This is a genomic window from Rhizobium sp. S152 (assembly GCF_030380735.1).
In the GTDB taxonomy this organism is placed as follows: domain Bacteria; phylum Pseudomonadota; class Alphaproteobacteria; order Rhizobiales; family Rhizobiaceae; genus Rhizobium.
The window spans coordinates 71,055-93,408 of record NZ_JAUDRZ010000026.1 but is presented as its reverse complement, the minus strand read 5'-3'; the positions used below and the strand labels follow the sequence as shown (position 1 = coordinate 93,408).

25 protein-coding genes are annotated in these 22,354 nt (G+C 61.0%); 12 read left to right on the top strand and 13 right to left on the bottom strand.

The annotated features are described in order from the left end of the window. Window positions 1–13 precede the first annotated feature (13 nt). The 4 genes from QTL95_RS19670 to QTL95_RS19655 all read right to left on the bottom strand — a co-directional run bounded on the left by QTL95_RS19670 (window position 14) and on the right by QTL95_RS19655 (window position 3,356). Window positions 14–619: a transglutaminase-like cysteine peptidase gene (locus tag QTL95_RS19670; protein WP_289721614.1), complete on the bottom strand. Its 606-nt coding sequence runs from the start codon at window positions 617–619 to the stop codon at window positions 14–16. Window positions 620–991: 372 nt separating this feature from the next. After that, a complete protein-coding gene (pip, locus tag QTL95_RS19665) occupies window positions 992–1,960 on the bottom strand; it encodes a prolyl aminopeptidase (protein WP_289721613.1) in 969 nt (322 codons plus the stop codon). 60 nt (window positions 1,961–2,020) lie between these two features. After that, complete coding sequence (locus tag QTL95_RS19660) at window positions 2,021–2,632, bottom strand: PilZ domain-containing protein (RefSeq protein ID WP_112534314.1); 612 nt, start codon at window positions 2,630–2,632, stop codon at window positions 2,021–2,023. 88 nt (window positions 2,633–2,720) lie between these two features. Further along, complete coding sequence (locus tag QTL95_RS19655) at window positions 2,721–3,356, bottom strand: PAS domain-containing protein (protein WP_289721612.1); 636 nt, start codon at window positions 3,354–3,356, stop codon at window positions 2,721–2,723. 301 nt (window positions 3,357–3,657) lie between these two features. On the opposite strand from QTL95_RS19655, the gene QTL95_RS19650 reads away from it, so the two are divergent. Beyond that, window positions 3,658–4,428 carry a rhomboid family intramembrane serine protease gene (locus QTL95_RS19650; RefSeq protein ID WP_289721611.1) on the top strand — a complete coding sequence of 257 codons (771 nt, stop codon included), beginning with the start codon at window positions 3,658–3,660 and terminating at the stop codon, window positions 4,426–4,428. A gap of 96 nt (window positions 4,429–4,524) precedes the next feature. After that, window positions 4,525–4,959: a CBS domain-containing protein gene (locus QTL95_RS19645; protein ID WP_289721610.1), complete on the top strand. Its 435-nt coding sequence runs from the start codon at window positions 4,525–4,527 to the stop codon at window positions 4,957–4,959. A 14-nt stretch (window positions 4,960–4,973) separates the two neighbouring features. On the opposite strand, the gene QTL95_RS19640 is transcribed toward QTL95_RS19645, so the two are convergent. From QTL95_RS19640 to folE, 3 genes are all read right to left on the bottom strand, one after another. Further along, on the bottom strand, window positions 4,974–5,942 hold the full coding sequence (locus QTL95_RS19640; protein WP_289721609.1) for a patatin-like phospholipase family protein: 969 nt from the start codon (window positions 5,940–5,942) through the stop codon (window positions 4,974–4,976). Between the two features lie 112 nt (window positions 5,943–6,054). After that, on the bottom strand, window positions 6,055–6,510 hold the full coding sequence (hisI, locus tag QTL95_RS19635) for a phosphoribosyl-AMP cyclohydrolase (protein WP_289721608.1): 456 nt from the start codon (window positions 6,508–6,510) through the stop codon (window positions 6,055–6,057). Between the two features lie 29 nt (window positions 6,511–6,539). Beyond that, window positions 6,540–7,154, bottom strand: a complete 615-nt coding sequence (gene folE / locus QTL95_RS19630; RefSeq protein WP_289721607.1) for a GTP cyclohydrolase I FolE — start codon at window positions 7,152–7,154, stop codon at window positions 6,540–6,542. Window positions 7,155–7,464: 310 nt separating this feature from the next. On the opposite strand from folE, the gene QTL95_RS19625 reads away from it, so the two are divergent. Together QTL95_RS19625 and yidD are read left to right on the top strand one after the other, a co-directional pair. Continuing rightward, a complete protein-coding gene (locus tag QTL95_RS19625) occupies window positions 7,465–7,911 on the top strand; it encodes an iron-sulfur cluster assembly scaffold protein (RefSeq protein ID WP_289721606.1) in 447 nt (148 codons plus the stop codon). A 6-nt stretch (window positions 7,912–7,917) separates the two neighbouring features. Then, on the top strand, window positions 7,918–8,316 hold the full coding sequence (gene yidD / locus QTL95_RS19620; RefSeq protein WP_289721605.1) for a membrane protein insertion efficiency factor YidD: 399 nt from the start codon (window positions 7,918–7,920) through the stop codon (window positions 8,314–8,316). 3 nt (window positions 8,317–8,319) lie between these two features. Here yidD and QTL95_RS19615 read toward each other — a convergent pair whose 3' ends face one another. Continuing rightward, window positions 8,320–8,754: an NUDIX hydrolase gene (locus QTL95_RS19615; RefSeq protein WP_289721604.1), complete on the bottom strand. Its 435-nt coding sequence runs from the start codon at window positions 8,752–8,754 to the stop codon at window positions 8,320–8,322. Then, on the bottom strand, window positions 8,741–9,271 hold the full coding sequence (locus QTL95_RS19610; protein WP_289721603.1) for an NUDIX hydrolase: 531 nt from the start codon (window positions 9,269–9,271) through the stop codon (window positions 8,741–8,743). The genes QTL95_RS19615 and QTL95_RS19610 overlap by 14 nt, the downstream gene beginning before the upstream one ends. Window positions 9,272–9,486: 215 nt before the next feature. Between QTL95_RS19610 and thrS the strand changes: the two genes are divergently transcribed. After that, complete coding sequence (gene thrS, locus QTL95_RS19605; RefSeq protein ID WP_289721602.1) at window positions 9,487–11,496, top strand: threonine--tRNA ligase; 2,010 nt, start codon at window positions 9,487–9,489, stop codon at window positions 11,494–11,496. A gap of 90 nt (window positions 11,497–11,586) precedes the next feature. Here the strand turns inward: thrS and QTL95_RS19600 are convergent, their stop codons facing one another. Continuing rightward, a complete protein-coding gene (locus QTL95_RS19600; protein ID WP_289721601.1) occupies window positions 11,587–12,678 on the bottom strand; it encodes a hypothetical protein in 1,092 nt (363 codons plus the stop codon). 113 nt (window positions 12,679–12,791) lie between these two features. Between QTL95_RS19600 and QTL95_RS19595 the strand changes: the two genes are divergently transcribed. The 3 genes from QTL95_RS19595 (at window position 12,792) to QTL95_RS19585 (ending at window position 15,237) form a co-directional block, all read left to right on the top strand. Beyond that, complete coding sequence (locus tag QTL95_RS19595) at window positions 12,792–13,376, top strand: nitroreductase family protein (protein ID WP_289721600.1); 585 nt, start codon at window positions 12,792–12,794, stop codon at window positions 13,374–13,376. Further along, a complete protein-coding gene (locus tag QTL95_RS19590) occupies window positions 13,376–13,978 on the top strand; it encodes a flavin reductase family protein (RefSeq protein WP_289721599.1) in 603 nt (200 codons plus the stop codon). Before QTL95_RS19595 ends, QTL95_RS19590 begins: the two co-directional genes overlap by 1 nt. 122 nt (window positions 13,979–14,100) lie before the next feature. Next, window positions 14,101–15,237, top strand: a complete 1,137-nt coding sequence (locus QTL95_RS19585; RefSeq protein WP_289721598.1) for a DUF2336 domain-containing protein — start codon at window positions 14,101–14,103, stop codon at window positions 15,235–15,237. A 23-nt stretch (window positions 15,238–15,260) separates the two neighbouring features. Here QTL95_RS19585 and QTL95_RS19580 read toward each other — a convergent pair whose 3' ends face one another. After that, window positions 15,261–15,671, bottom strand: coding sequence for a hypothetical protein (locus QTL95_RS19580; RefSeq protein WP_289721597.1), 411 nt, complete (start codon window positions 15,669–15,671; stop codon window positions 15,261–15,263). 126 nt (window positions 15,672–15,797) lie between these two features. Between QTL95_RS19580 and QTL95_RS19575 the strand changes: the two genes are divergently transcribed. Continuing rightward, complete coding sequence (locus tag QTL95_RS19575) at window positions 15,798–16,256, top strand: GNAT family N-acetyltransferase (RefSeq protein ID WP_289721596.1); 459 nt, start codon at window positions 15,798–15,800, stop codon at window positions 16,254–16,256. On the opposite strand, the gene QTL95_RS19570 is transcribed toward QTL95_RS19575, so the two are convergent. Then, window positions 16,257–17,429: an AI-2E family transporter gene (locus QTL95_RS19570; RefSeq protein ID WP_289722413.1), complete on the bottom strand. Its 1,173-nt coding sequence runs from the start codon at window positions 17,427–17,429 to the stop codon at window positions 16,257–16,259. 229 nt (window positions 17,430–17,658) lie between these two features. Between QTL95_RS19570 and QTL95_RS19565 the strand changes: the two genes are divergently transcribed. Further along, window positions 17,659–18,114: an OsmC family protein gene (locus QTL95_RS19565; protein ID WP_289721595.1), complete on the top strand. Its 456-nt coding sequence runs from the start codon at window positions 17,659–17,661 to the stop codon at window positions 18,112–18,114. Between the two features lie 15 nt (window positions 18,115–18,129). Here QTL95_RS19565 and parE read toward each other — a convergent pair whose 3' ends face one another. Further along, window positions 18,130–20,208 carry a DNA topoisomerase IV subunit B gene (gene parE / locus QTL95_RS19560; protein ID WP_289721594.1) on the bottom strand — a complete coding sequence of 693 codons (2,079 nt, stop codon included), beginning with the start codon at window positions 20,206–20,208 and terminating at the stop codon, window positions 18,130–18,132. A gap of 213 nt (window positions 20,209–20,421) precedes the next feature. Here parE and QTL95_RS19555 point away from each other — a divergent pair, with 213 nt between their 5' ends. Beyond that, window positions 20,422–21,306 carry an alpha/beta hydrolase gene (locus tag QTL95_RS19555; RefSeq protein WP_289721593.1) on the top strand — a complete coding sequence of 295 codons (885 nt, stop codon included), beginning with the start codon at window positions 20,422–20,424 and terminating at the stop codon, window positions 21,304–21,306. A 232-nt stretch (window positions 21,307–21,538) separates the two neighbouring features. Next, window positions 21,539–22,309, top strand: a complete 771-nt coding sequence (gene tpiA / locus QTL95_RS19550) for a triose-phosphate isomerase (RefSeq protein ID WP_289721592.1) — start codon at window positions 21,539–21,541, stop codon at window positions 22,307–22,309. The last annotated feature ends 45 nt before the right edge of the window (window positions 22,310–22,354 follow it).

Sequence of the window (22,354 nt, the reverse complement as noted above, 5' to 3'; positions counted from 1 at the left end):
CGGCAGCAGGGAACTATTTCACGCTACCAACGGCCACGGCACGGCCATCCTGAAGCTTCACCCAACGCGAGGGATCGGCGGCGTTCTGGCGCTTGAGGTAGGTGTATTCGGTATCGGCCCACAGCAGGACCTTGTTGCGCATGTTGTCGAGGATGAAGTCGCCGCGGTCGGTGCGGACGGTCAGTACCGCATGGCCATCGCCATTCGGCTGGAGCACGACGGTCATCAGCAGGTCCGACGGCGAGATGCCGGCATCGATCAACAGCTTGCGCTTGAGCAGCGCGTAGTCTTCACAGTCGCCGACGGTGGTGGGGTAGGCCCAGCGTTCCTCGACACCGTAGATTTCCATGTCGGTCATCGGCGTGATCTTGGAATTGGTCTCGTAGTTGACCTTGAGGATCGTCTTCCAGAGGTCCTCGGTCAGAACGAGCGCGCCTTCGTCGCCCGCTGGGTTCTTGCAATCGGATGGGATTTCCTTGCAGAACTGATAGGCGCCGATCGGCGGGCTGGAGTTGCCAAGAACCGTCATGTTGAGAGGCGTCGCTTGTCCCGAGCCCATCGTTGCAATCAACATCGCACCGGCCGCCAGGCCGCTCTTGATAAAAGTTGCTATCGTCATTTGTCGTCTCCCCGTTGTGAGGAGAAATTGACACAGACGTTTTTATCCGGCGCAAAATTACGTAGTCAAATTAAGGGCTTACTTGATTCAAACACGCGGAGAATTCGACTAAAAACAAAATCAAATGCGCATAAAAATCGAACCGAATTCGAGGCAAATTCGATTAAAATTGTTTCTTTCGCCGAAAGAGGATGGGTAGCGAAACGGCCGGATTCGGGACAAGAAGTTAACGCCGTCGCGAAAGTGCGCATTTCCGTAACTACTGCTTTACCATGCAGCTCCGCTGTAAGGCGTCGCTTTTTGATGCGAAAGGGCTGGGATACCGGGGCTAAAACGGCGGCATTCGCGTTTGCGCGCACAGATCGCCAGAAATTATTTTTGAGATTCTTTTCGAAATCGGTCAGTGGCGGCGACGATCGCCCGGGCCATTTCGTCGTGATAAGGCGAGTGGGCAGCCTTTTCCATGACTATCAGCTCGCTTCCCGGCCAAGACCTCGACAATTCCCAAGCGGTTGTCAGCGGCGCCTCGAGATCGAGACGTCCCTGGATCAGCATGCCTGGAATACCTGCGAGCTTGTGGGCATCACGCAACAGTGCGCCATCTTCGAGCCATGCATTGTGCCGGAAGTAGTGGGTGATGATACGCGCCCGGGCCAGCAGATAGTGCGGATCGCTCCAGCGACGCGGCATTCCATCAGGATCAGCAAGCAGGATCGAGGCCGCTTCCCAATCATGCCAGTCGCGGGCGGCTTTGAGACGCGTCGCCATATCAGGGGCGTTGAGAAGGCGATGATAGCCCTCCAGCGGGCCGAGCACGCGCAGCTCAGGCGGAAGAGCGGCAAGCATTCGGTTCCACTCCTCGGGAAAGAGGATCGCCATGCCGCGCGTCAGCCAATCGATCTCCTGCGGACGTGTGGTCGTGACGCCGGCGAGGATCATGGCGCTTACGCGCTTCGGATGCGTTTCGGCATAGGCGAGCGCCAGGGTCGAGCCCCAGGATGTGCCAAAGAGCAGCCATTGCTCGACGTTTAGGTGGCGCCGCAGACGCTCCATGTCCTCTACAAGATGCCAAGTCGTGTTATCCGTGAGATCATTCCCGAAGGCACCGGCATGCGGAAGGCTCTGGCCGCAGTTGCGCTGATCGAGGAGAATGATCCTGTAGACGGCAGGATCGAAATAGCGGCTTGCGGAGACGGAGCTGCCTGAGCCGGGGCCACCGTGAACGTAGAGCGCCGGATAGCCAACAGGATTGCCGAAGACCTGCCAATGAATGCGATTGCCGTCGCCGACATCGAGCAGGCCCTGATCGTGGGGTTCGGATTGTGGATAGAGAGACGTCATGGACCGATCCTAGAAGGGTGGTCCTTTTCGCTCAGTTTCGTGACAGTGAAATGGCAGGCGTCAGAGAAATTCGCGCAGCGTCTCGCGTGACTGGACCGACAGGAACTCAATCGCCACGCCCTCGACAAAATGACGGACGACACGGCCGCGCATGTTGCCGAGTCTGAGCGGCGTGCCGATGGCAGGGCGCATTTCGACGTCGACGGCAGCACCCGACAGCGAAAGGTCCATGATGCGGCAGGTGTAGCGGCTGCCGTCTTCCAGCGTGATCTCGGTGGTCGTTTCGCGCGGCGTCAGACGGTCGTGGCGACGATCTTCCGGCAGGCCGAGTTCGTGCTTGTTGGCGAGCCATGTGAGCTGGGCAGCAAGTTTTTCACGCTTGCGTTCGGTGGCGTGGATCGACATGGCGAAGCCGCGGCCATCCACCGTCTGGACATAACCCTCGACGCGGCCGAGATGATCGATGTAGGCAATGACGCGTTCGGCGGAGCGGGGACGTCCCAGGCAGGTGACATACATATCACCAGGAGACATATCGACCACAACGCACTCGAATTCTTCATAATTGGCCAGCATCAGCCGGCCCTGCATATTAATCGGGACGCGCTGAAAGGCACCTTGTTCGAGGCGTGGCGCAGTCCGTTGTGGCTGAACTTGCTGGAACGCGTGCATCAAAGGGCTTCTTCATCAAATAAATCGAGCCGATCATTACCCGCAATCCCTTAACAGAAGGTTGTTTCAGAGCTGCACTTTGACAGTTTCAGTTGTGCCGTGGCGTAACACTGACGTCACTGTTTGCATCGAATAGATGCGACATCATCTGCCGTACAGTCTCGGCGATGGTCAGCGGGCGCGTGGGCGCGGAACCATTGACAGTCTCTTCACCGGCCACAGAACTCTTGCCGAGTTCCTCGTGCAACAAACGGCTACGATCAAGAACGAGGAATTCGAGCGGCACAACCTCCAGCCAGCTTGCAGCCGTGGCCGGTGCGATAGCGCCGAGCAGCTTGTCGCATTTGCCCTCGGCGTTGCGTAGCGGCAGGAGGATGATCTCGAAAGCGGCGCGGTGGCCGGCAGCGCTGTAGCCTGTCGCATTGAGCAGAGCGGGCAATGCGTGCGTCATGACGCCGGCCGCCGTCTTGCCGATGTCGTCGCAACCATGTGCCCACAGGCTGTCGATCGCGGCACCGCCGAGATCACGGCCGAAAAAATCGCAGATACGGGTCCCCGCCAGACGGAAGACGACGCGGTCGGAATCGACCATCTCAAGCATGAAGAGGCTCGATAGAATATTGCGCAGTTGCGTCGGCTCGACCTCGTTTCTGAGCGGCGCTATTTCCGCGCCGCGAAGGCGATTCCAATAGTCAAACAGCTCGATTGTGGTTTTGAGACGCATTTCGGCACCAGTTGTTTCATTCCGGATCAACAGACGGTCTTCATGGCCGCCTTGGTCTCTACCTTGCGTTTTTCATGCCAGATCCGGGCGGTTAAGGTTAAAGAAGGGTTTCGATTGAACATCGCCCGACGACATGGCACTCTTTCTTCATCGCTTCCTGGCTAGGAAGTTCAGCACAACTCATCGGGTGCGGGGACAAATATCCCCGGGGGCGCTCGACCGGCCGTTCGGCGCAAGCCGGACGGCTTTTTTTTTGACTGCTCGTCGTGTAAGGACCGGCCACGAAACATGAGGCAGGAACATGGACGAGCATTCGGTCGAGCCGCAACCGGCTACGGAGCCCACCACAAAGCCGCAGCGCGAACCTGCCTTCAATCTACCAGGCCCGGTGCTGGCGAGCCTTGCCGTTCTGATCGCGATCTACGCGGTGCAGACGCTTCTGCTTTCCGATAACGCGATCGACTGGCTCTTTTTCAATTTCGGCTTCATTCCGCTGCGTTACGCTACGTCGCTGGCGGAGCAGGGCCTGCAGCCGTTCTGGACACCGCTGACCTACTCGCTTCTGCACGGCAGCATCGAACACATCCTTTTCAACAGCCTATGGCTGATGGCGTTCGGGACGCCGGTTGCACGACGCATCGGCGCCGGCCGCTATCTTGTATTCTGGATCCTTTCGTCGGCTGCTGCGGCGGCTCTGCACGCAGCTCTCAATTGGGGCAGTCCGGCGCCGCTCGTCGGCGCTTCCGGCGTGATTTCAGGCCTCATGGGCGCTGCCTGCCGCTTCGCCTTTCCGCCGGAGCGGCGACCAAACCGGGCCGCACATCTCAATCCACGGCTTTCCGTCATCGAAACGTTCCGCAGCCGTACCGTGCTGATGTTCATCATCTTCTGGTTCGCCGGCAATATCCTGATCGCATCAGGCGTGCCGGTTTTCGGCGGCGACGGACAGGCCATCGCCTGGGACGCCCATATCGGCGGTTTCCTCTTCGGCTTCCTGCTGTTTCCTCTCTTCGACCGTAAGCCGCCGGCGCAGCCTGTCATTTCAGAACAAACTGAAACATTGCAATCCTGAGGATTGGAGTGCACCATTCGAACCGATCCGTGATGGGAGGAGAAGCCGCCGCGGATGCCTGTGATAGCCTGATTTATTCACTGCATAGGAGGTTCAATGTCCAATTCAGTCAAAGCGATACTCGATATCAAGGGCAGGGATGTCGTCACCGCCGGCCCTCAGACGACCGTATCGGAAGCCGCGCTGATTCTGAGCAAGAAGAAGATCGGCGCCATCGTCATCGTCGGGATGGAGAACAAGATTTCCGGCATATTCACCGAGCGGGACGTCGTCCATGCCATCGCCAAATCGGGTGCCGCCTGTCTCGATCAGCCAGTCGCGTCGCTGATGACCGCCAAGGTCTATCGCTGCCACGAGGATTCGACGGTGAACGAGTTGATGGAGCTTATGACCAGCCGCCGCTTCCGGCATGTTCCCGTCGAGGCCAACGGAAAGCTCGCCGGCATCATTTCCATCGGTGACGTGGTGAAGACGCGCATCGCGGAAGTCGAGATGGAAGCCGAGCAGATCAAGGCCTATATCGCCGGCTGACGGTTTCGCCGGCTTCACACGGAGCCGGCGAACAAATCCTGCATCCGCTTCAATTCAGGAAGCCGCACCTTGGTCTCCTCGTAACCGCGCGCGATTGCTTCGCCGGCGCGATGAAACTCCGACAGACCGATATCGCTCAGGCGCGGATTGATCGAGATATCCGGCGGGTCGCCGGCAAGGCGCGCCCGCGCGATCCTGTCCTGGATGATGTTGAAGGCCTGGACCATGACGCCGGTCATGCCAAGCCGCGTTGTCGGCGCTTCCTCGCGCTTGTGAACCTCGGACGGCGACAGGCTGGCATTGTGGCGCACGACGGCGGAGCGCCCGTAGAGATCGTAATTCAGGTTCACCGCGACGACGAGCGGCTGCTCATAGGCGCGGCATACGGAAACCGGCACCGGATTGACCAAGGCGCCGTCGACCAGCGTGCGCTGGTTGCTGCGTATAGGCTCGAAGATGCCGGGCAGTGCGTAGGAAGCACGCAGCGCCGTGATCAGCGAGCCGTTGCCGATCCAGACCTCGTGGCCGGTATTGACCTCGGCGGCGACGGCCACGAAGGGGCGGTCCAGCTGTTCGACTGTGAGACCCTCGAGATGCTCCTGCATGCGCTTGGTAAGCCGCATGCCACCGAACAGGCCGCTCCCGCCGATCGTCAGATCCAGCAGGCTGGCGATGCGGCGCATGGTCAGTGAGCGGGCGAATTCCTCGAGTTCATCAAGTTTCCCTGCGAGGTAACAGCCGCCAACGAGAGCGCCGATCGAGGTGCCTGCAACCATGCCGACCTCGATTCCCTCCTCATCCAACGCGCGTAACACGCCGATATGGGCCCAGCCACGCGCGGCACCGCCGCCGAGCGCGAGCGCTATGCGGGCTTTTTTGGGCGCGGGGGCGGGAGGGGAAATGCTCATGTCAGGTATTGCGGGGACGCCAGGATCAGAGGTGACCGCGTCGGAGGACTGCCGATACAAGTTCCAATTCAGCACGGCCCGCCCTCCCTGCGGTAAACACCCAATAAGCTATATTAGCGCCCCTTTTGCCCTTTCCAATCGGTGTATCGCGTAAAATTCCGTTTCAATATGATGCGGATGCGTGTGTTCAGCTGTCTTTCTTGTAGACCTCGTGAGGATCGAACTGCAGCTCGTCGTCGGCGATCTCAAGCATCGGCTTGCCGTCCTCCAGATTGACCGTGCGATAGAAGCAGGAGCGGCGGCCGGTATGGCAGGTCGCATCGTGGCCTGCGACCTCGACCTTCAGCCAGATGGCGTCCTGGTCGCAATCGGTGCGGATTTCCTTGACTGTCTGGATGTTGCCTGAGGTCTCGCCCTTGAGCCAGAGCTTGCCGCGCGAGCGGCTGAAATAGTGGGCCTGGCCGGTCTGGATGGTGAGCGCCAGCGCCTTGGCGTTCATGTGCGCCACCATCAGCAATTCGCCGTCCTTGGCGTCGGTGACGATCGCCGTGATCAGGCCGCGATCGTCAAAGCGTGGCGTGAAATCGCCGGCATCTTCAAGTTCGGATTTGTCTTCGGACGGCGCATTGAAGGCGAAGGGCATCGTTGCTGCTTTCTCAAGCGAAGCCCTTATCAGCGGCTCCGAACCATGGTCATGAAGCGGGCTTGGTCAGCCGGCTCAGTTTTGAAAGTCCCAGTAAAGGTTGTCGTCAATGTGGTGGAACCCTGCTTCTGCACACCGCGCATCGCCATGCACATGTGTTCGGCCTCGATCATGACCGCAACACCGCGAGGACGCAATGTTTCATCAATCGCCTTGGCGATCTGCGAGGTCATGGTTTCCTGGGTTTGCAGGCGACGGCCGTATATTTCGACGGCGCGGGCGATCTTGGAAAGACCGAGCACCTTGCCGTCAGGCATGTAGGCGACATGCGCCTTGCCGATGATCGGTACCATGTGGTGTTCGCAATGGGAGAAGAACGGGATGTCCTTCACGAGGACCATGTCGTCATAGCCGGCGACCTCTTCGAAAGTGCGGCCTAGAACGTCCTCGGCATCCATCTCGTAGCCGGCAAAAAGTTCGCGGTAGGCCTTGGCTACGCGCGCGGGTGTGTCGAGCAAGCCTTCGCGCGCCGGATCGTCGCCGGCCCAGCGAAGCAGGACGCGCACCGCGTCTTCGGCTTCCTTCTGGGTGGGGCGGGATGAATCAGATGCCGTCTGCGGAAAGTTCTTTACGATGGCGTCCATGTTGCAACTGTCTCCTGATCCGCATCGCGGACCGTCTTTCGGACTAGCCACTGGCAAATCCCACTCACGGGAATTACATGCACCTTTGGCAGGCTCCGGGGCTTTCGGGGCGGTTACTCGCGGCCCTTCCGGCACGGTTTCCCAATCAAACTTACACGAGGCCATTGCATTTTTCTGGCCTTCGAACGACATACATATAGGAAACCGGCCCTCCTATGTAAGTCTTCGAACAGGAGACAATGTGTTTTTTGTCTGAGACACGACAACAGGGTGAGCGCCGATCCGCAGAGAATCCGGAGCGGAATTCGAGATGGACGACATCTATAACAGCAAAATCCTCGAATTCGCGGGCAATATCCCGCTGATCGGCAGCTTGGCCGATGCCGATGCCAGTGCCCAGGCGCACTCCAAGCTGTGCGGCTCAAAAGTGAAGATCTGGCTGAAGATGGACGGCGACAGGGTGAGCGGTTTTGCCCACGACGTCAAAGCCTGCGCGCTCGGACAGGCTTCGTCCTCAATCATGGCCCGCCACGTGGTGGGCGCCACAGCGGACGAGGTGCGCGCGGCGCGCGGCGAAATGATCGACATGCTGAAGGCGGACGGCGAGGGGCCATCGGGGCGGTTCGAGGACATGCGGTACCTCCGGCCGGTCAAGGACTACAAGGCCCGCCATGCTTCGACCATGCTGACCTTCGACGCGGTCGTCGATGCGATCGGCCAGATCGAGGCAAGCCGCGCGCAGCCGGTGGAAGCGTGAGCGGCCATGTGCCAGTTCTGCTCCATCCCCGACCATGAGGACGAGGACGACGGCGGTGCAGCCGCCGCACCGAGGAAGCAGCCAGCATTTTCACGCAATTACCGGGGTCCATTCCGCAAGACGCCGGACAGACTATTCGGCATGGGCTTCATCCGGTTCTACCAACTGACGCTCTCCGGCTTCATCGGCAATTCCTGCCGCCATATTCCGACATGTTCCGAATACGGCTACGAAGCCATTGCACGGCATGGCCTGTGGCCCGGCGGCTGGATGACGCTGTTTCGCGTCGGTCGCTGCGGGCCGGGAGGGACGAGCGGACTGGATCCGGTGCCGGAGGCGCTGGAGCGGCGGTTTCACTGGTGGACGCCGTGGCGGTATCTCGCGCTTGGCCGGAAGACGGCGTGAACGCTATCGGCGTCCGCCGTATTTGCGGGCTTTTTCGGATATTGCTGCTCTAACCGGCGCAAACAAACTGGTCTTGATAGAAGCTTCCAATTCGCTCAACGTCATCCAGGATACATTCGAAAATAGATGTGGTTCCATTACGCGAGCGGAGAGTTCCTGAGGCTCACAGAGGAAATAACCGATGACCCGATGTGTATCGGGATGAACACGGGTTCCGATCGACCTGCTGACATTGCACAGAATGCCGGCTTCTTCATAAAGCTCCCGTCGGGCAGCATTTTCGGGTGATTCACCCGGCGCGACCTTGCCGCCAGGAAACACCCACGACAGTTCGGCATCGTCACGCCGCTCCAGCATGAGCACGCGATCCTCGTCGATTACAACGGCCAGAGCGACATCCGGGCTTGCCAGGCTATCGATTTTTCTACTGCTCTTCATTCCTCAGCTCCTGTAGAAATTTCTGAACAGGCTCGAAGACATTTGTACGCATTCGCTTTTCGGCATCGGCTGCTAGAACCCATTCGACACCGGAATTTTCGCCGATGTCGAGATTTGTGGCGTCTCCCGAAATAAATGAACAAGCAAAATAATACATGTAGACACCGGTGTCGGGGTGCTTCCGCTCTCCCAATTTCCTTTCACAGCGGCATTCAACCCCTGTTTCCGCCCGAACTTCCTGAAGCGCTCTTACAGCAGGCTCTTCCCCTCCTTTAACAGAGGCCGAGGGAAAGTACCACGTCAGAGGCTCTCCCCTTCCTCGTCGCCTGACCATAAGGACTTCATTTCCGCGATAGACGATCGCTGCAGCAGTCTTGGCTTGACCAGGATTGGGGCCAGGCTTCAACCATTCACGAATCCTTGGTGAAAAAGTTACCGTCAGACCAACGATCGCTGCGACAGCTCCAATGATTGGCAAAATATAATTACGAACAAAAGACTGAATCTCAAACCACATTCGGATCACCTGCGACTTCGATTCTGAAACGCCGATGCAATCACAGATAGTTGACCGGTGCAATGCACCCAACAGGATGAAGCTGTTTACAATGTAACCACTCGAGCAAAGTGTTGCATTGAATCCCGACTAATATTATTCGCATCACGCTGCGGTAGACCGCATCATTGCAACCACCCGCATTCGTTGGCGGGACTGGACAAGGAGAATTCTGAATGTCCCAATCCGTTTCCCTGACATTTCCCGATGGTTCCGTGCGCAGCTATGATGCCGGCGCAACCGGCAAGGATGTCGCAGAATCCATTTCCAAGTCGCTTGCCAAGAAGGCCGTCGCCATCGCGATCGACGGCACGGTGCGCGACCTTTCCGATCCCGTCATTCCGGGTACCATCGAGATCATCACCCGCACCGACGGCCGCGCGCTCGAGCTGATCCGGCACGATGCGGCGCACGTGATGGCGGAAGCCGTGCAGGAGCTCTGGCCCGGCACGCAGGTCACGATCGGCCCCGTGATCGAGAACGGCTTCTATTACGACTTTGCCAAGAACGAGCCCTTCACACCGGAAGATCTGCCGAAGATCGAAAAGAAGATGAAGGAGATCATCGCCCGCAACGCGCCGTTCACCAAGCAGGTGTGGTCGCGCGAAAAGGCCAAGGAAGTGTTCGCCGCCAAGGGCGAGAGCTACAAGGTCGAGCTGGTCGATGCGATCCCCGAGGGGCAGGACCTGAAGATCTACAATCAGGGCGAATGGTTCGACCTCTGCCGCGGGCCGCACATGGCCTCCACCGGCCAGATCGGCACGGCCTTCAAGCTGATGAAGGTCGCCGGTGCCTATTGGCGTGGCGATAGCAACAACGCCATGCTCTCGCGCATCTACGGCACGGCGTTCGCCGAGCAGTCTGAGCTGGACAACTACCTGCACATTCTCGCCGAGGCCGAGAAGCGCGACCACCGCAAGCTCGGCCGCGAAATGGACCTGTTCCATTTCCAGGAAGAGGGTCCGGGCGTCGTGTTCTGGCATGGCAAGGGCTGGCGGATGTTCCAGACGCTGACCTCCTACATGCGCCGTCGTCTGGCCGGCACCTACGAAGAGGTGAACGCGCCTCAGGTGCTCGATTCCTCGCTGTGGGAAACTTCGGGCCACTGGGGCTGGTATCAGGAAAACATGTTCGCGGTGAAGTCGGCCTATGCCTTCACGCATCCCGACGACAAGGAAGCCGACAACCGCGTCTTCGCGCTGAAGCCGATGAACTGCCCGGGTCACGTGCAGATCTTCAAGCACGGCCTGAAGTCTTATCGCGAGCTGCCGATCCGTCTCGCAGAGTTCGGTACGGTGCATCGCTACGAAGCCTCGGGCGCGCTGCACGGCCTGATGCGTGTACGCGGCTTCACGCAGGACGATGCCCACGTTTTCTGCACCGACGAGCAGATGGCGGCCGAGTGCCTGCGCATCAACGACCTTATCCTGTCGGTCTACGAGGATTTCGGCTTCAAGGAGATCGTCGTCAAGCTCTCGACCCGCCCGGACAAACGCGTTGGCACCGATGCGCTCTGGGATCGCGCCGAAAGCGTGATGATGGACGTGCTGAAGACGATCGAGGAGCAGTCCGGCGGACGCATCAAGACCGGCATCCTGCCGGGCGAGGGTGCCTTCTACGGGCCGAAGTTCGAATATACGCTGAGGGACGCAATCGGCCGTGAATGGCAGTGCGGCACGACACAGGTCGACTTCAACCTGCCGGAACGCTTCGGTGCCTTCTACATCGACAGCAATTCGGAAAAGACGCAGCCAGTCATGATCCATCGCGCCATCTGTGGCTCGATGGAGCGCTTCCTCGGCATCCTGATCGAAAACTTCGCCGGTCACATGCCGCTCTGGATCGCGCCGCAGCAAGTCGTCGTCGCGACCATCACGTCGGAAGCCGATGGCTATGGAGCCGAGGTTGCCGAAGCGCTGCGTGAGGCGGGCCTGAACGTTTCGACCGACTTCCGCAACGAGAAGATCAACTACAAGGTCCGCGAACACTCGGTCACGAAGGTTCCCGTCATCATCGTCTGCGGCAAGAAGGAAGCCGAGGAGCGCACGGTCAACATCCGTCGCCTCGGCAGCCAGGAACAGACCTCAATGTCGCTCGACGAGGCGATTGCCAGCCTGTCGTTGGAAGCAACGCCTCCTGACGTGCGCCGCAAGGACGAAGCGAAGAAGGCCAGGGCTGCCGCCTGAGCCTGATCTAATGACCTGAAACGAAAACCGCCTGGCTATCGCAACCGGGCGGTTTTCTTTATTCGTCTTGGAACAACGACGTAGCGGCCGTCAGTCCGCGTCCTGGCCGCTGTTCGCGGAGCCTTCGAGTTGATCGAAAGTCGGCAGCGGGGCGTGAGGACCGGAGGCAGTGGTCGCATCCTGCGGCGGCGCCTGGGTTTCAAGCGTCGTGGCGGCATTGCCCGGCTCATCCGGCTGGACATCCTGCATCAGGACCTCGACATCGGTATTGCGACCGGCTTCCACCTTGAAGTCGCGCTGGTAGATCTTGTCCTTGTTGCGGGCGACCGCAGTATATTCGCCTTCGGCCAGCACAAGGGTCGGGAAAGCGCTGACGCTTTCGCCGACACTGTCACCGGCCGCTGTGAGGATCGACCAGGCGGTGTCGGCGATCGCCTCGCCGCCCTTGTCAGACACCAGCTTGAAGGTGATCTGGGCCGCCTTGTGCTGGATCGTCGCTTCGGTGAGCTTGCCGGCCTCGACCTGGATGTCGGCGCGGATCGAGGCGTTCGTGTCGCCGTATTCGGAGACGATGTGGTAGGTGCCGGCATTGAGGCGCACGACAGTGTTCGGCGGCACGTCGGCCATGACTAGGCCGCGTTCGCCATCGCCGCGCACCTCCGCCGAATAGATGGAGAAGCTCAGCTGATCCGGACGGATGCGGACATCGGAGCCCGAGACAGCGTTGAGCAGCAGGCCGCCGGCCTCCAGCACCATGGTCTGCCTGTCCACCACGCCCTCGTCGGGCACGACCAGCTTCCGGGTGACACCGGCGCGGCCGAAGGAGACGTTGACAAAATATTCGCCGGCGGCGAGTTGGAAATCGGCCGAGCCGCCCTTCGAGCTCGCGATCAGAGGCAGCTTGCCGTCCGTGCCAGCAATCGGGCTGAAGACGTACCAGGAAAGCCCGTCCTGCACGGGTTCGCCCGATGCCGTCAGCTTCGCCTCCAGCGCAACCGCATGCAGCTTCGAGCCCGCCGGCACGTTGCCCGGCGCGATGAAGGCATTGAGCTTCGGCATCTTCGCCGTCGTGTCGAGCTGCTTGAACTCCTGGAAGGCATCCTGCCCCCTTGCGCCGAAAGGGGCGAGGGCGACCATTAGGGCCGCTAGGCTCAAGCGCGCGGTGGGCATTATGCCGGGCATGTGTTTTGGCAACCAATTGACATCTGAAACCACAGAGGCCACTTCAAGACCAATGCGATGGCAAATTCAAGACCCATCCCCGATACGCCCCTGAAAATGAAAGTCTTCGCTGCATGAAATCCGATATCAAGTTGATCGACTACCTCGGCGTTCGCCGCTCCATTCCCGCGTTCCAGATGTCCGAGCCCGGCCCCGACAAGGCCGAGATCGAGGAGATCCTGCGGCTGGCGTCGCGCGTGCCCGATCACGGCAAGATCGCGCCGTGGCGGTTCATCGTCTACCGCGGCGAGGAGCGCGCGCGAATCGGCGAGGAACTGCTCGCGCTTGCACTGGCGGTCAAGCCTGAACTGTCGGACGAGATGATCCAGGTGGAGCGCGCCCGCTTTACCCGCGCGCCGGTCGTCGTCGCCGTCGTCAGCAAGGCGGGCCCACATGTGAAGATCCCCGAGTGGGAGCAGCTGATGTCGGCCGGTGCCGTCTGCCTCAACCTCATCTTCGCCGCCAATGCCCATGGCTGGGTCGCGAACTGGCTGACGGAATGGTTTGCCTATGATGAGCGCGCCTATCCGCTGCTCGGCGTCAAGCCAGGCGAGAAGGTCGCAGGCTTCATCCACATGGGTTCGACCGATTTCCCCGCCGTAGAGCGGCCTCGGCCGGAGCTTTCCGAGACCGTCACCTGGGTCGGCGGCGAGAGCTGATGTTCTATACCACCGACAGGAACCAGCACGGGCTGGCGCATGATCCGTTCAAGGCGATCGTGTCGCCGCGCCCGATCGGCTGGATCGGCAGCCGCGGCGCAGACAACTCGATCAATCTCGGGCCATACTCCTTCTTCAACGCCGTGTCCGACCGGCCGAAGCTGGTGATGTTTTCCTCGGCCGGCCGCAAGCACAGCGCGCGCAATACGGCCGAGACCGGTGAATTCACCTGCAACTTCGTCGGCCGCGAGCTTGTCGAGCAGATGAACATTTCGTCGGCGGCCGTCGACTACGGCGTCGATGAATTCGCGCTCGCAGGATTAACGGCGCGCAAGGGCGAACTCGTGGATGCACCCTATGTCGCGGAAGCCTTCGCGGTGCTGGAATGCAAGGTGACCGAGATCATCGAGCCGAAGTCGCTGTCGGGCGAAGCTTCCGACAACATCATGGTTTTCGGCCAGGTCGTCGGCATCCACATTGATGAAGCCATCATCCGCGACGGACGGCTCGACATGACGCTCGCGCGGCCCGTGGGGCGCATGGGTTACATGGATTACAGCGAGGCCAGCGACGTGTTCGAGATGCTCCGGCCGCGCGTATGACGCCGGAAAGGCTCCTGCAGCGATGAACGCGACCTTAAAGAATATGGTGAACCAATCATAAACCATTTCAGCCTAGCCTAATCCTGTCGCGAGAGAATCGCGTTCGGGCATGGGGCAGGCGAGTGATCGTAGACGCATTTCTTCGTTGGGCGGAAACAGCCAAGGCCGGCGACAGGGCCCGGGCTGCGAGCGCGCTTGGCAGGGCCTACCTGCAATCCGACATGCAGCCCGAGGAGCGCAAGGCCGCCGAGATGGCAATGACCTACCTTCTCGACGATCCCGCACCGAACGTCCGGCTGGCGCTGGCCGAAGCCATCGCATGGTCGCCCGCCGCGCCGCGCGCCCTGGTTCTTTCGCTTGCCGTCGACCAGCCCGAAATCGCCTGCCACGCCGTGACGTGCTCGCCAATCCTGTCGGATACGGATCTGGTGGATCTCGCTGCGCGCGGTAGTGCCGTGACCCGCATGCTGATCGCAGCACGCCCAACCATTTCACGCGCCGTCAGTGCCGCTCTAGCCGAGATCGGCGAGGAGGAAGACGTGCTTTGCCTTCTGGAGAACGAAGGTGCATCGATCGCGCCCGCCTCCCTGAAGCGTATCGCCGAGCGGCTCGGCGATTGCTGCGAGCTTCGCACGCTGCTACTCGATCGCTACGATCTGCCGGCCGATGCGCGGCAGCTGCTCACGCAGCATGTCAGCAAGGCGCTGCTGAACCTGCCGCTGGCGCAGGCGACCGTGGGCACGATGCGCCTGCAGCGCATCACCCGCGAGGCGACGGAGACCGCCGTCGTCTCGATGGCCGGCGAGATCTCACCGCGCGAAATTCCCGATCTCGTCGAACATCTGCGCGTTTGCGGCCGGCTGACGCCGTCTTTCCTGATGCACGCGCTGTGCTGCGGCAAGGTCGATTTTTTCGCCAGCGCCATCGTCAACCTCACGGGCTGCGACGAGCGACGCGTGCGCTCCATCCTCGCGACGGGGCGGATGCATGCGATCCGTGCGCTCTACGAATCGGCGGGGCTGGCACGCGATATCAGCGTCATCTTCGTCGAGGCGACGCTGCTTTGGCGCGAGGCCTCCCGCAAAAGTTCGGGCACGATGCTCGGCAACGTCTGCGGGCGCCTGCTCGACCAGTTCCGGCACCACAGGACGCCTGATGGCTCCGCGCAGGAGCTGCTCGATATGGTCGAAAAGCTGCACATCGCCGAACAGCGGCAGTCGGCGCGAAGCTACGCCTATCTTGCCTCCGCCGCGGCATAAGGCTCGGCAGCCGAACGCTTGTGCTAGTTCTCGATTTTCTTCACCGCCCAGGAATAGCTTGCCGACACATAATGGACCGGCTTCTCCAGCGTTGCCTGCACCGATTTGCGTGTCGGCAGGTAGGAGCGGACTTCGTGGGATATGCGGTCGGCGAAGGCCGCAAAGCGGCTGTGCTGCTCCGGCGCCTGCGGCCCGGGCTGCGGGACGGGTGCGGCGGCGACTTTCGGCTCGGGCGGCAGTGGTGATTTCGGCGGCTCGCAGACGGCGATGACGGTGGGATAGCTGACATTGCTATAGCGTCGCAGCTGCTTTTCCGAATCGGCATCGCATAGCGTGACCGTCTCCCAGTGCTTCTCGACCGTCGCCACGTAGTTGCACTGGGTGACGGCGTCGTTGCATCCGAGGATGGTCATGGCGATGAGAACGGCTTGCATATTCGGCCCTTTGCAATACTGACAGAGTGCCTCCCTTAGAGGCAGCAATTCCAACCGAAAAATGGCGCCCGCATTAAGTTTTCTTCGTCAGGTGCGCATTCCGACCAAAAAACAGCAGGAAATACCGTGTCTCTCACCATCGCCCTGGAATCTCCCCGCCAACCCGGCGTCGTGCGCCTGCTCGACCTTTCCGATGCCTATGCGCAGTCGCTTTATCCGCCGGAAAGCAATCATCTGGTCGATCTCTCTACGCTGGAGAAACCAACGGTGAGCTTCTTCGTGGCGCGCCATGGCGGCGAGATCGTCGGGTGCTGCGCGCTGGTGGAGGCGGGCGACGGCACGGCGGAGATCAAGCGGATGTTCGTGGATCCCGAGGCCCGCGGGCTGAAGGTGGCGAGCGGGCTGATGAACGCCATGGAGGCGCGCGCCAGCGATAAGAAGCTCACCGCTGTCAGGCTGGAGACGGGTATCTACCAGCCCGAGGCGATCAGCCTCTATCGCAAGTACGGCTATGTCGAGATCGAGCCTTTCGGCAGCTATCTGCCGGATCCGCTCAGCCTGTTCATGGAAAAGCGGATCGGATGATCAGCCTTCCGCGGCGCGCTGCTTGGGCGGCGGCGCCTGCTCGTCGATGATGACCTGCGGGCCGGCATCCAACGGCTCGGCATTGCGCACCTCGTGCATCCATTCGCGCCAGATCGCGACCAGCAAGGCCATCAGCACGGGACCGATGAAAAGCCCGAGGAAGCCCATTGTCTTCACGCCGCCGATCAGGCCGAAGAAAGTGGGCAGGAAGGGAAGCTTGATCGGGCCGCCGACCAGCTTGGGACGGAGCGTCTTGTCGACGATGAACAGTTCGACCGTTCCCCAGACGAAAAGGGCTACGCCGGCCACATGCGAGCCGCTGGCGACGAGATAGACCGAGACCAGCGTGAACGACAGCGGCGCACCGCCTGGGATCAGCGCCATGATTCCCGTAAGCACACCGAGCGTGACGGGCGAGGGGACGCCGGCGACCCAATAGGCGACGCCGAGCACGATGCCTTCGCCGATGGCGATCAGCGTCATGCCCATGACGGTCGAGCTGATCGTGGCCGGAACGACGCGCGAAATGCGCTCCCAGCGGTTCGGCAGGATGCGCTCGCCGAGCATGTCGATCTGCTTCGAGAAGGAGGCGCCGTCGCGGTAGACGAAGAATAGCGCGATCATCATGAAGAGCAGCGTCAGCAACAGGTGGAAGGCACCGCCGCCGGCGGCCAGTATGGCACGATAGATATTGCCGATATTGGCGCCGCTGACCGCCTGGATCACTTCGCCCATGGCGCCGGGGCTGCCGATATACTTGGTCCAGGCCTCGTCGAGATAGGGGCCCGCAAAAGGCAGCGAGACAATCCACATTGGGGTCGGCGCGCCGTCGCGATTGGCGTGAACCATCCAGACGACCCATTCGCGTACTTCGCCGGTCGTGTAGGTGATGGCGAAGACGATCGGGATGATCAGGAAGGTTAGAATGAGGACGATGGCGATGGTGGCGGCCACCGTGGTGTTGCCGCCAGTGCGATAGAGAAGGCGGCGATAGAGCGGCCAGCTGGCGAAACCGATGACGAGGGCCGCGAGGACAGGGACGACGAAGCCGTAGAAGAAGTAGACACCCGCAGCGACAACGAGGATCAAAAGCCAGCGTGCGGCGGAGATCGAGGGGATCAGAGGCGTACGCGCGGATGCGGATGGGCCGAGCCACCGAGACTCTCGCTGCATATTGCTATTGTTCGGAAGGCTCACGTCTTCTGTTTCCCCCTTTTTTATTACCTAACGCATATGGGCCATGCGCCTGCCTGGCGCAAGCGTCGTGGCCGATTTATGCGAGCCGCCACCCCTGGCTGTGGCCGCAGTTTTCATACTAGGCTCCATAACTTTAATTTCCGCAATCAATTATGACAAAGCCGAAGACTTTGTTGTTCGAGCCAGTGAATGAAGGAGGATCGATATGACCACGTTTTCAGCCCGCGTGGCGTGGGCGCGCGGCGAGGGGAGTTTCACCGACGGGCGTTACAGCCGCGGACATGAATGGTCGTTCGACGGCGGCGCCACCGTTCCGGCGTCCGCCTCGCCGCACAACGTGCCGCTGCCTTATGCGGTGGCGGAGAACGTCGACCCCGAGGAAGCTTATGTCGCCGCGCTGTCGAGCTGCCACATGTTGTTCTATCTCTGGCTGGCGTCGAAGAAGCGGATCGGCATCGACAGCTATGTCGACGATGCCGTCGGCGTGATGGAGACGATCGACGGCAGGACGATGGTCAGCCGCGTTGAGCTCAGGCCGCGCGTCGTCTATTCCGGCGAGGCGCCGGAAAGGGCACTGGAGGAGCGGATGCACCATGAGGCGCACGAACTCTGCTTCCTCGCCAATTCGGTAAAGACGGTGATCGAGATCAGGCTCGACTGAGCCTGATCCTAAACCTCAGATGTCAAGGTTTTCAGCGAAGGCGGCGCGATCCTGGATGAAGCGGAAGCGGGCTTCTGGCTTCGTGCCCATGAGATCGTCGACCGCGGTGCGCGTTCCCTCGAAATCCACTTCGTCGATCAGCACGCGCAGCATCGTGCGCTTGCTCGGATCCATGGTGGTTTCCTTGAGCTGCGCCGGCAGCATTTCGCCCAGACCTTTGAAGCGGCTGATCTCGACCTTCGCCTTGCCCTTGAACTCCGTCTCCATCAGCTCCGCGCGGTGGCGGTCGTCGCGCGCATAGGCCGATTTCGCACCCTGCGTGATCTTGTAGAGCGGCGGCACGGCAAGGAACAGGTGTCCGCCGCGCACCAACTCCGGCATCTCCTGATAGAAAAAGGTGATCAGCAGCGATGCGATATGCGCGCCGTCGACGTCGGCATCTGTCATGACGATGATGCGTTCGTAGCGCAGGTCTTCCTCGCGATACTTCGATCGCGTGCCGCAGCCGAGCGCCTGGACGAGGTCGGAGAGCTGCTGGTTGGCCCCGAGCTTCTCGCGGCCGGCGCTGGCGACGTTGAGGATCTTGCCGCGCAAGGGGAGGATCGCCTGATTGGCGCGGTTGCGCGCCTGCTTGGCCGAGCCACCTGCCGAATCCCCTTCGACGATGAACAGTTCGGCACCCTGGGCGGTATTCTGCGAGCAATCGGCAAGCTTGCCGGGCAGGCGCAGCTTGCGCACGGCGGTCTTGCGGTTGACTTCCTTTTCCTTGCGGCGGCGCAGGCGCTCTTCGGCGCGCTCGATCACCCAGTCGAGCAGCTTGGCCGTCTCGTTCGGGTTGTCGGCAAGATAGTGGTCGAAGGGGTCGCGCAGCGCGTTTTCGACGATGCGCTGGGCTTCGACGGTGGCGAGCTTGTCCTTCGTCTGCCCGACGAATTCGGGTTCGCGGATGAAGACCGAGAGCATGCCGACGGCCGAGATCATCACGTCGTCGGTCGTGATCTGCGCGGCGCGCTTGTTCTGCGTCAGTTCGCCATAGGCCTTGAGGCCCTTGGTCAGCGCGATACGCAGGCCGGCCTCGTGCGTGCCGCCTTCAGGTGTCGGAATGGTGTTGCAATAGGAGTGAACCTGCGGGTCGCCGCCGTACCAGGTGATCGCCCATTCGAGCGAACCATGGCCGCTGGTCTTCTCCGTCTTGCCGGCAAAGATCTCGCGGGTGACGGTGAAATCCTTGCCCATCGTCGCCTGCAGATAGTCCTTCAGGCCGCCGGGGAAATGGAAGACCGCCTTGTCGGGGATTTCGCCGCCCTCGGGCACCAAGCTAGCATCACAGCTCCAGCGGATCTCGACGCCGCCGAAAAGATAAGCCTTTGAGCGGGCCATGCGGAAGACACGGCCGGCGTCGAACTTGGCGTGATCGCCGAAGATCTGCGGATCCGGATGGAAGCGAACGCGGGTGCCGCGGCGGTTGTGAACGTCACCAAGGTCTTCGAGCCCGCCTTGCGGGATGCCGCGCGAAAAGCGCTGGCGGTAGAGCTTGCGATTGCGCGCGACCTCGACTTCGAGAACATCCGAGAGCGCGTTGACGACGGAAACGCCGACACCGTGCAGACCGCCCGACGTCTCGTAGGCCTTGCCGTCGAACTTACCGCCGGCGTGCAGCTTGGTCATGATGACTTCGAGCGTCGACTTGCCCGGAACCTGTGGGTGGTTCTCGACCGGGATACCGCGGCCGTTGTCGCTGACGGTCAGGAAGCCCTCTGCATCGAGATGCACTTCGATGAAATTGGCGTGCCCGGCGACCGCTTCGTCCATCGAGTTGTCGATGACTTCGGCGAATAGGTGGTGCAACGCCTTTTCGTCGGTGCCGCCGATATACATGCCGGGACGCATGCGCACCGGCTCCAGGCCCTCGAGAACGCGGATCGAGGACGCGCCGTAATCGTCGGAGGTCGAGCTGGCCGGGCCGGGGCGCGCCGCTGCAGGGGCGGGCGCTGCGGCCACGGCCGGTTTGGCAGCCGGTTCCGGCGCCTTCGGTGCTGACTCCTGCTTCTGTACCAGGGGCTGTGCGGAAAAGAGGTCGTTGCTGTCGTCCATGGAGCCGTTCAGATCTTCATCTTGTCGCGGGTCGCCCTCATGGGGCATGACCCAAAATCACCGCATTTGATGTCACGTTTGCGAATCAGGCAGATTCTGCCAGAAAGCGCCTCGTTACGCGACGCCGCCCTGTCCGGCGGACTTTCTCAGGAAATGGTTTGCGTTGACGGGCGAGGAATGGCAAGCGGCCAAGAGGCCCAGGGAACCATGCGCATGCGAATGTCCACAAGTCATTGCACAATTATCACGGCAATTGCGGCCTTTTTGCTGCTCGGCGCTGCCGAGGTCAGGGCGGCCGACATGCTTCCTCCCTACAAGGACGAGCTGTTTTCCACACAAAAAGTTCTGCAGACCGGCGATGGCGGCGACTTCGAGGTCATCGACTACGACGAGATGCGGGATATTAACGGCCGCGACCAGATCCCGGAAAAGCGGGCTCAGCAGAAATATGTTTCACTGGGCGTAAAGAAAAGCCAGACCGACGAGACGCTGTCGCTCGACGGCCGCCGGCTCGATGTCACCAGGGTGGGACCATCCAGCGGCGCGGCATTCACCGTCATCTTCATCCACGGGCGGAACGGCGACCGCCGGCTCGGCGCCAACGACTATACATTCGGCGGCAACTTCAACCGCCTGAAAAACCTCACCGCGGGAAATGGCGGCGTCTACTACTCACCGACGGTCAAGACATTCGACAGCGACGGCGTTGCCGCCATCGCCGGCCTCATCCGCTATTCGAGCGAACAGTCGGGCGGCAAGCCCGTGATCCTCGCCTGCGCTTCCATGGGAAGCCAGGTGTGCTGGGGCGTGACCCGCGATGCCGACAGCGTGAAGCGACTGAAGGGAATGATCATCACCAGCGGCGTGACCGATCCCGACTTCATCAAGAGCCCGTATTACAAGGCGAAGCTTCCGCTCTGGTTCGCGCATGGCAGCCGCGACCCGGTCTATGCGGCCGCCGACCAGCAGGCGCTCTTCGGAAAGCTGCACAAGGCGGGTTACCCCACCCATTTCACGCTCTACCAGACCGGCAACCACGGAACGCCGATCCGCATGATTGATTGGCGGCAAACGCTGAACTGGATTTTCGCCGGCTGACGACATCGTCTTCAAGGTCGGGCATTCACAAGAAAGGCCGCATAAAACCCATGCGTGTTTTCACCACCATGCCGGTCGCCTTGAACGTCAGAGTTTAGGCAGCACGACCGACAAATTTTAAGCATTTGCGCGCGAAATCAGCCTTATTTCCCTTACGTAAGGGTCCACAACCTTTTCATTATGGCGAGCTTTTGCTATGGCCGCTGGATATCGAAAAAATGGGATAGCTGGCATGACCCCTGACGTGCGCCCGCTGGTGGCGGGAAACTGGAAAATGAACGGCACTCGCGCCTCTCTTGATCAGATTAAGGCGATTGCTGCAGGTGTCGAAGGCCCGCTTTCCTCGAAGGTCGAAGCGCTGATCTGCCCGCCCGCGACACTGCTTTACGTCGCCACCGCACTCTGCACCGACAGCCCGCTTGCGATCGGCGCGCAGGATTGCCACCAGAACCCATCGGGTGCCCATACTGGCGATATTTCCGCCGAGATGATCGCTGATTGCTTCGGCACCTATGTTATCGTCGGCCATTCCGAACGCCGCACCGACCATGCTGAAACCGACCATCTGGTGCGTGCCAAGGCTGAAGCCGCGTCGGCTGCGGACCTCACCGCCATCATCTGCATCGGCGAGACCGCCAACGAACGCAAGGCCGGCCAAGCGCTCGACATCATCAAGCGCCAGCTGTCCGCATCCGTTCCGGAGAGTGCGACGCCCGAGAACGCAGTCATCGCCTACGAGCCCGTATGGGCGATCGGCACCGGCGTTACGCCGACGCTTGAAGACGTGGAGAAGGCGCATGCCTTCATGCGCTCCGAGCTCGTGGCCCGCTTCGGCGAGAGCGGCCGCAAATTCCGCATCCTCTATGGCGGCTCGGTCAAGCCGAGCAATGCGAAGGAGCTGATGGGCGTCGCCAATGTTGACGGTGCGCTGATCGGCGGCGCGAGCTTGAAAGCGACCGATTTCCTCGCCATCTACGGCGCATACGAAGCGCTGCTTGCCTAGAGGCGTGTATATTCCGGGCCGAAGGGCTTGGAATAGCCGATCACC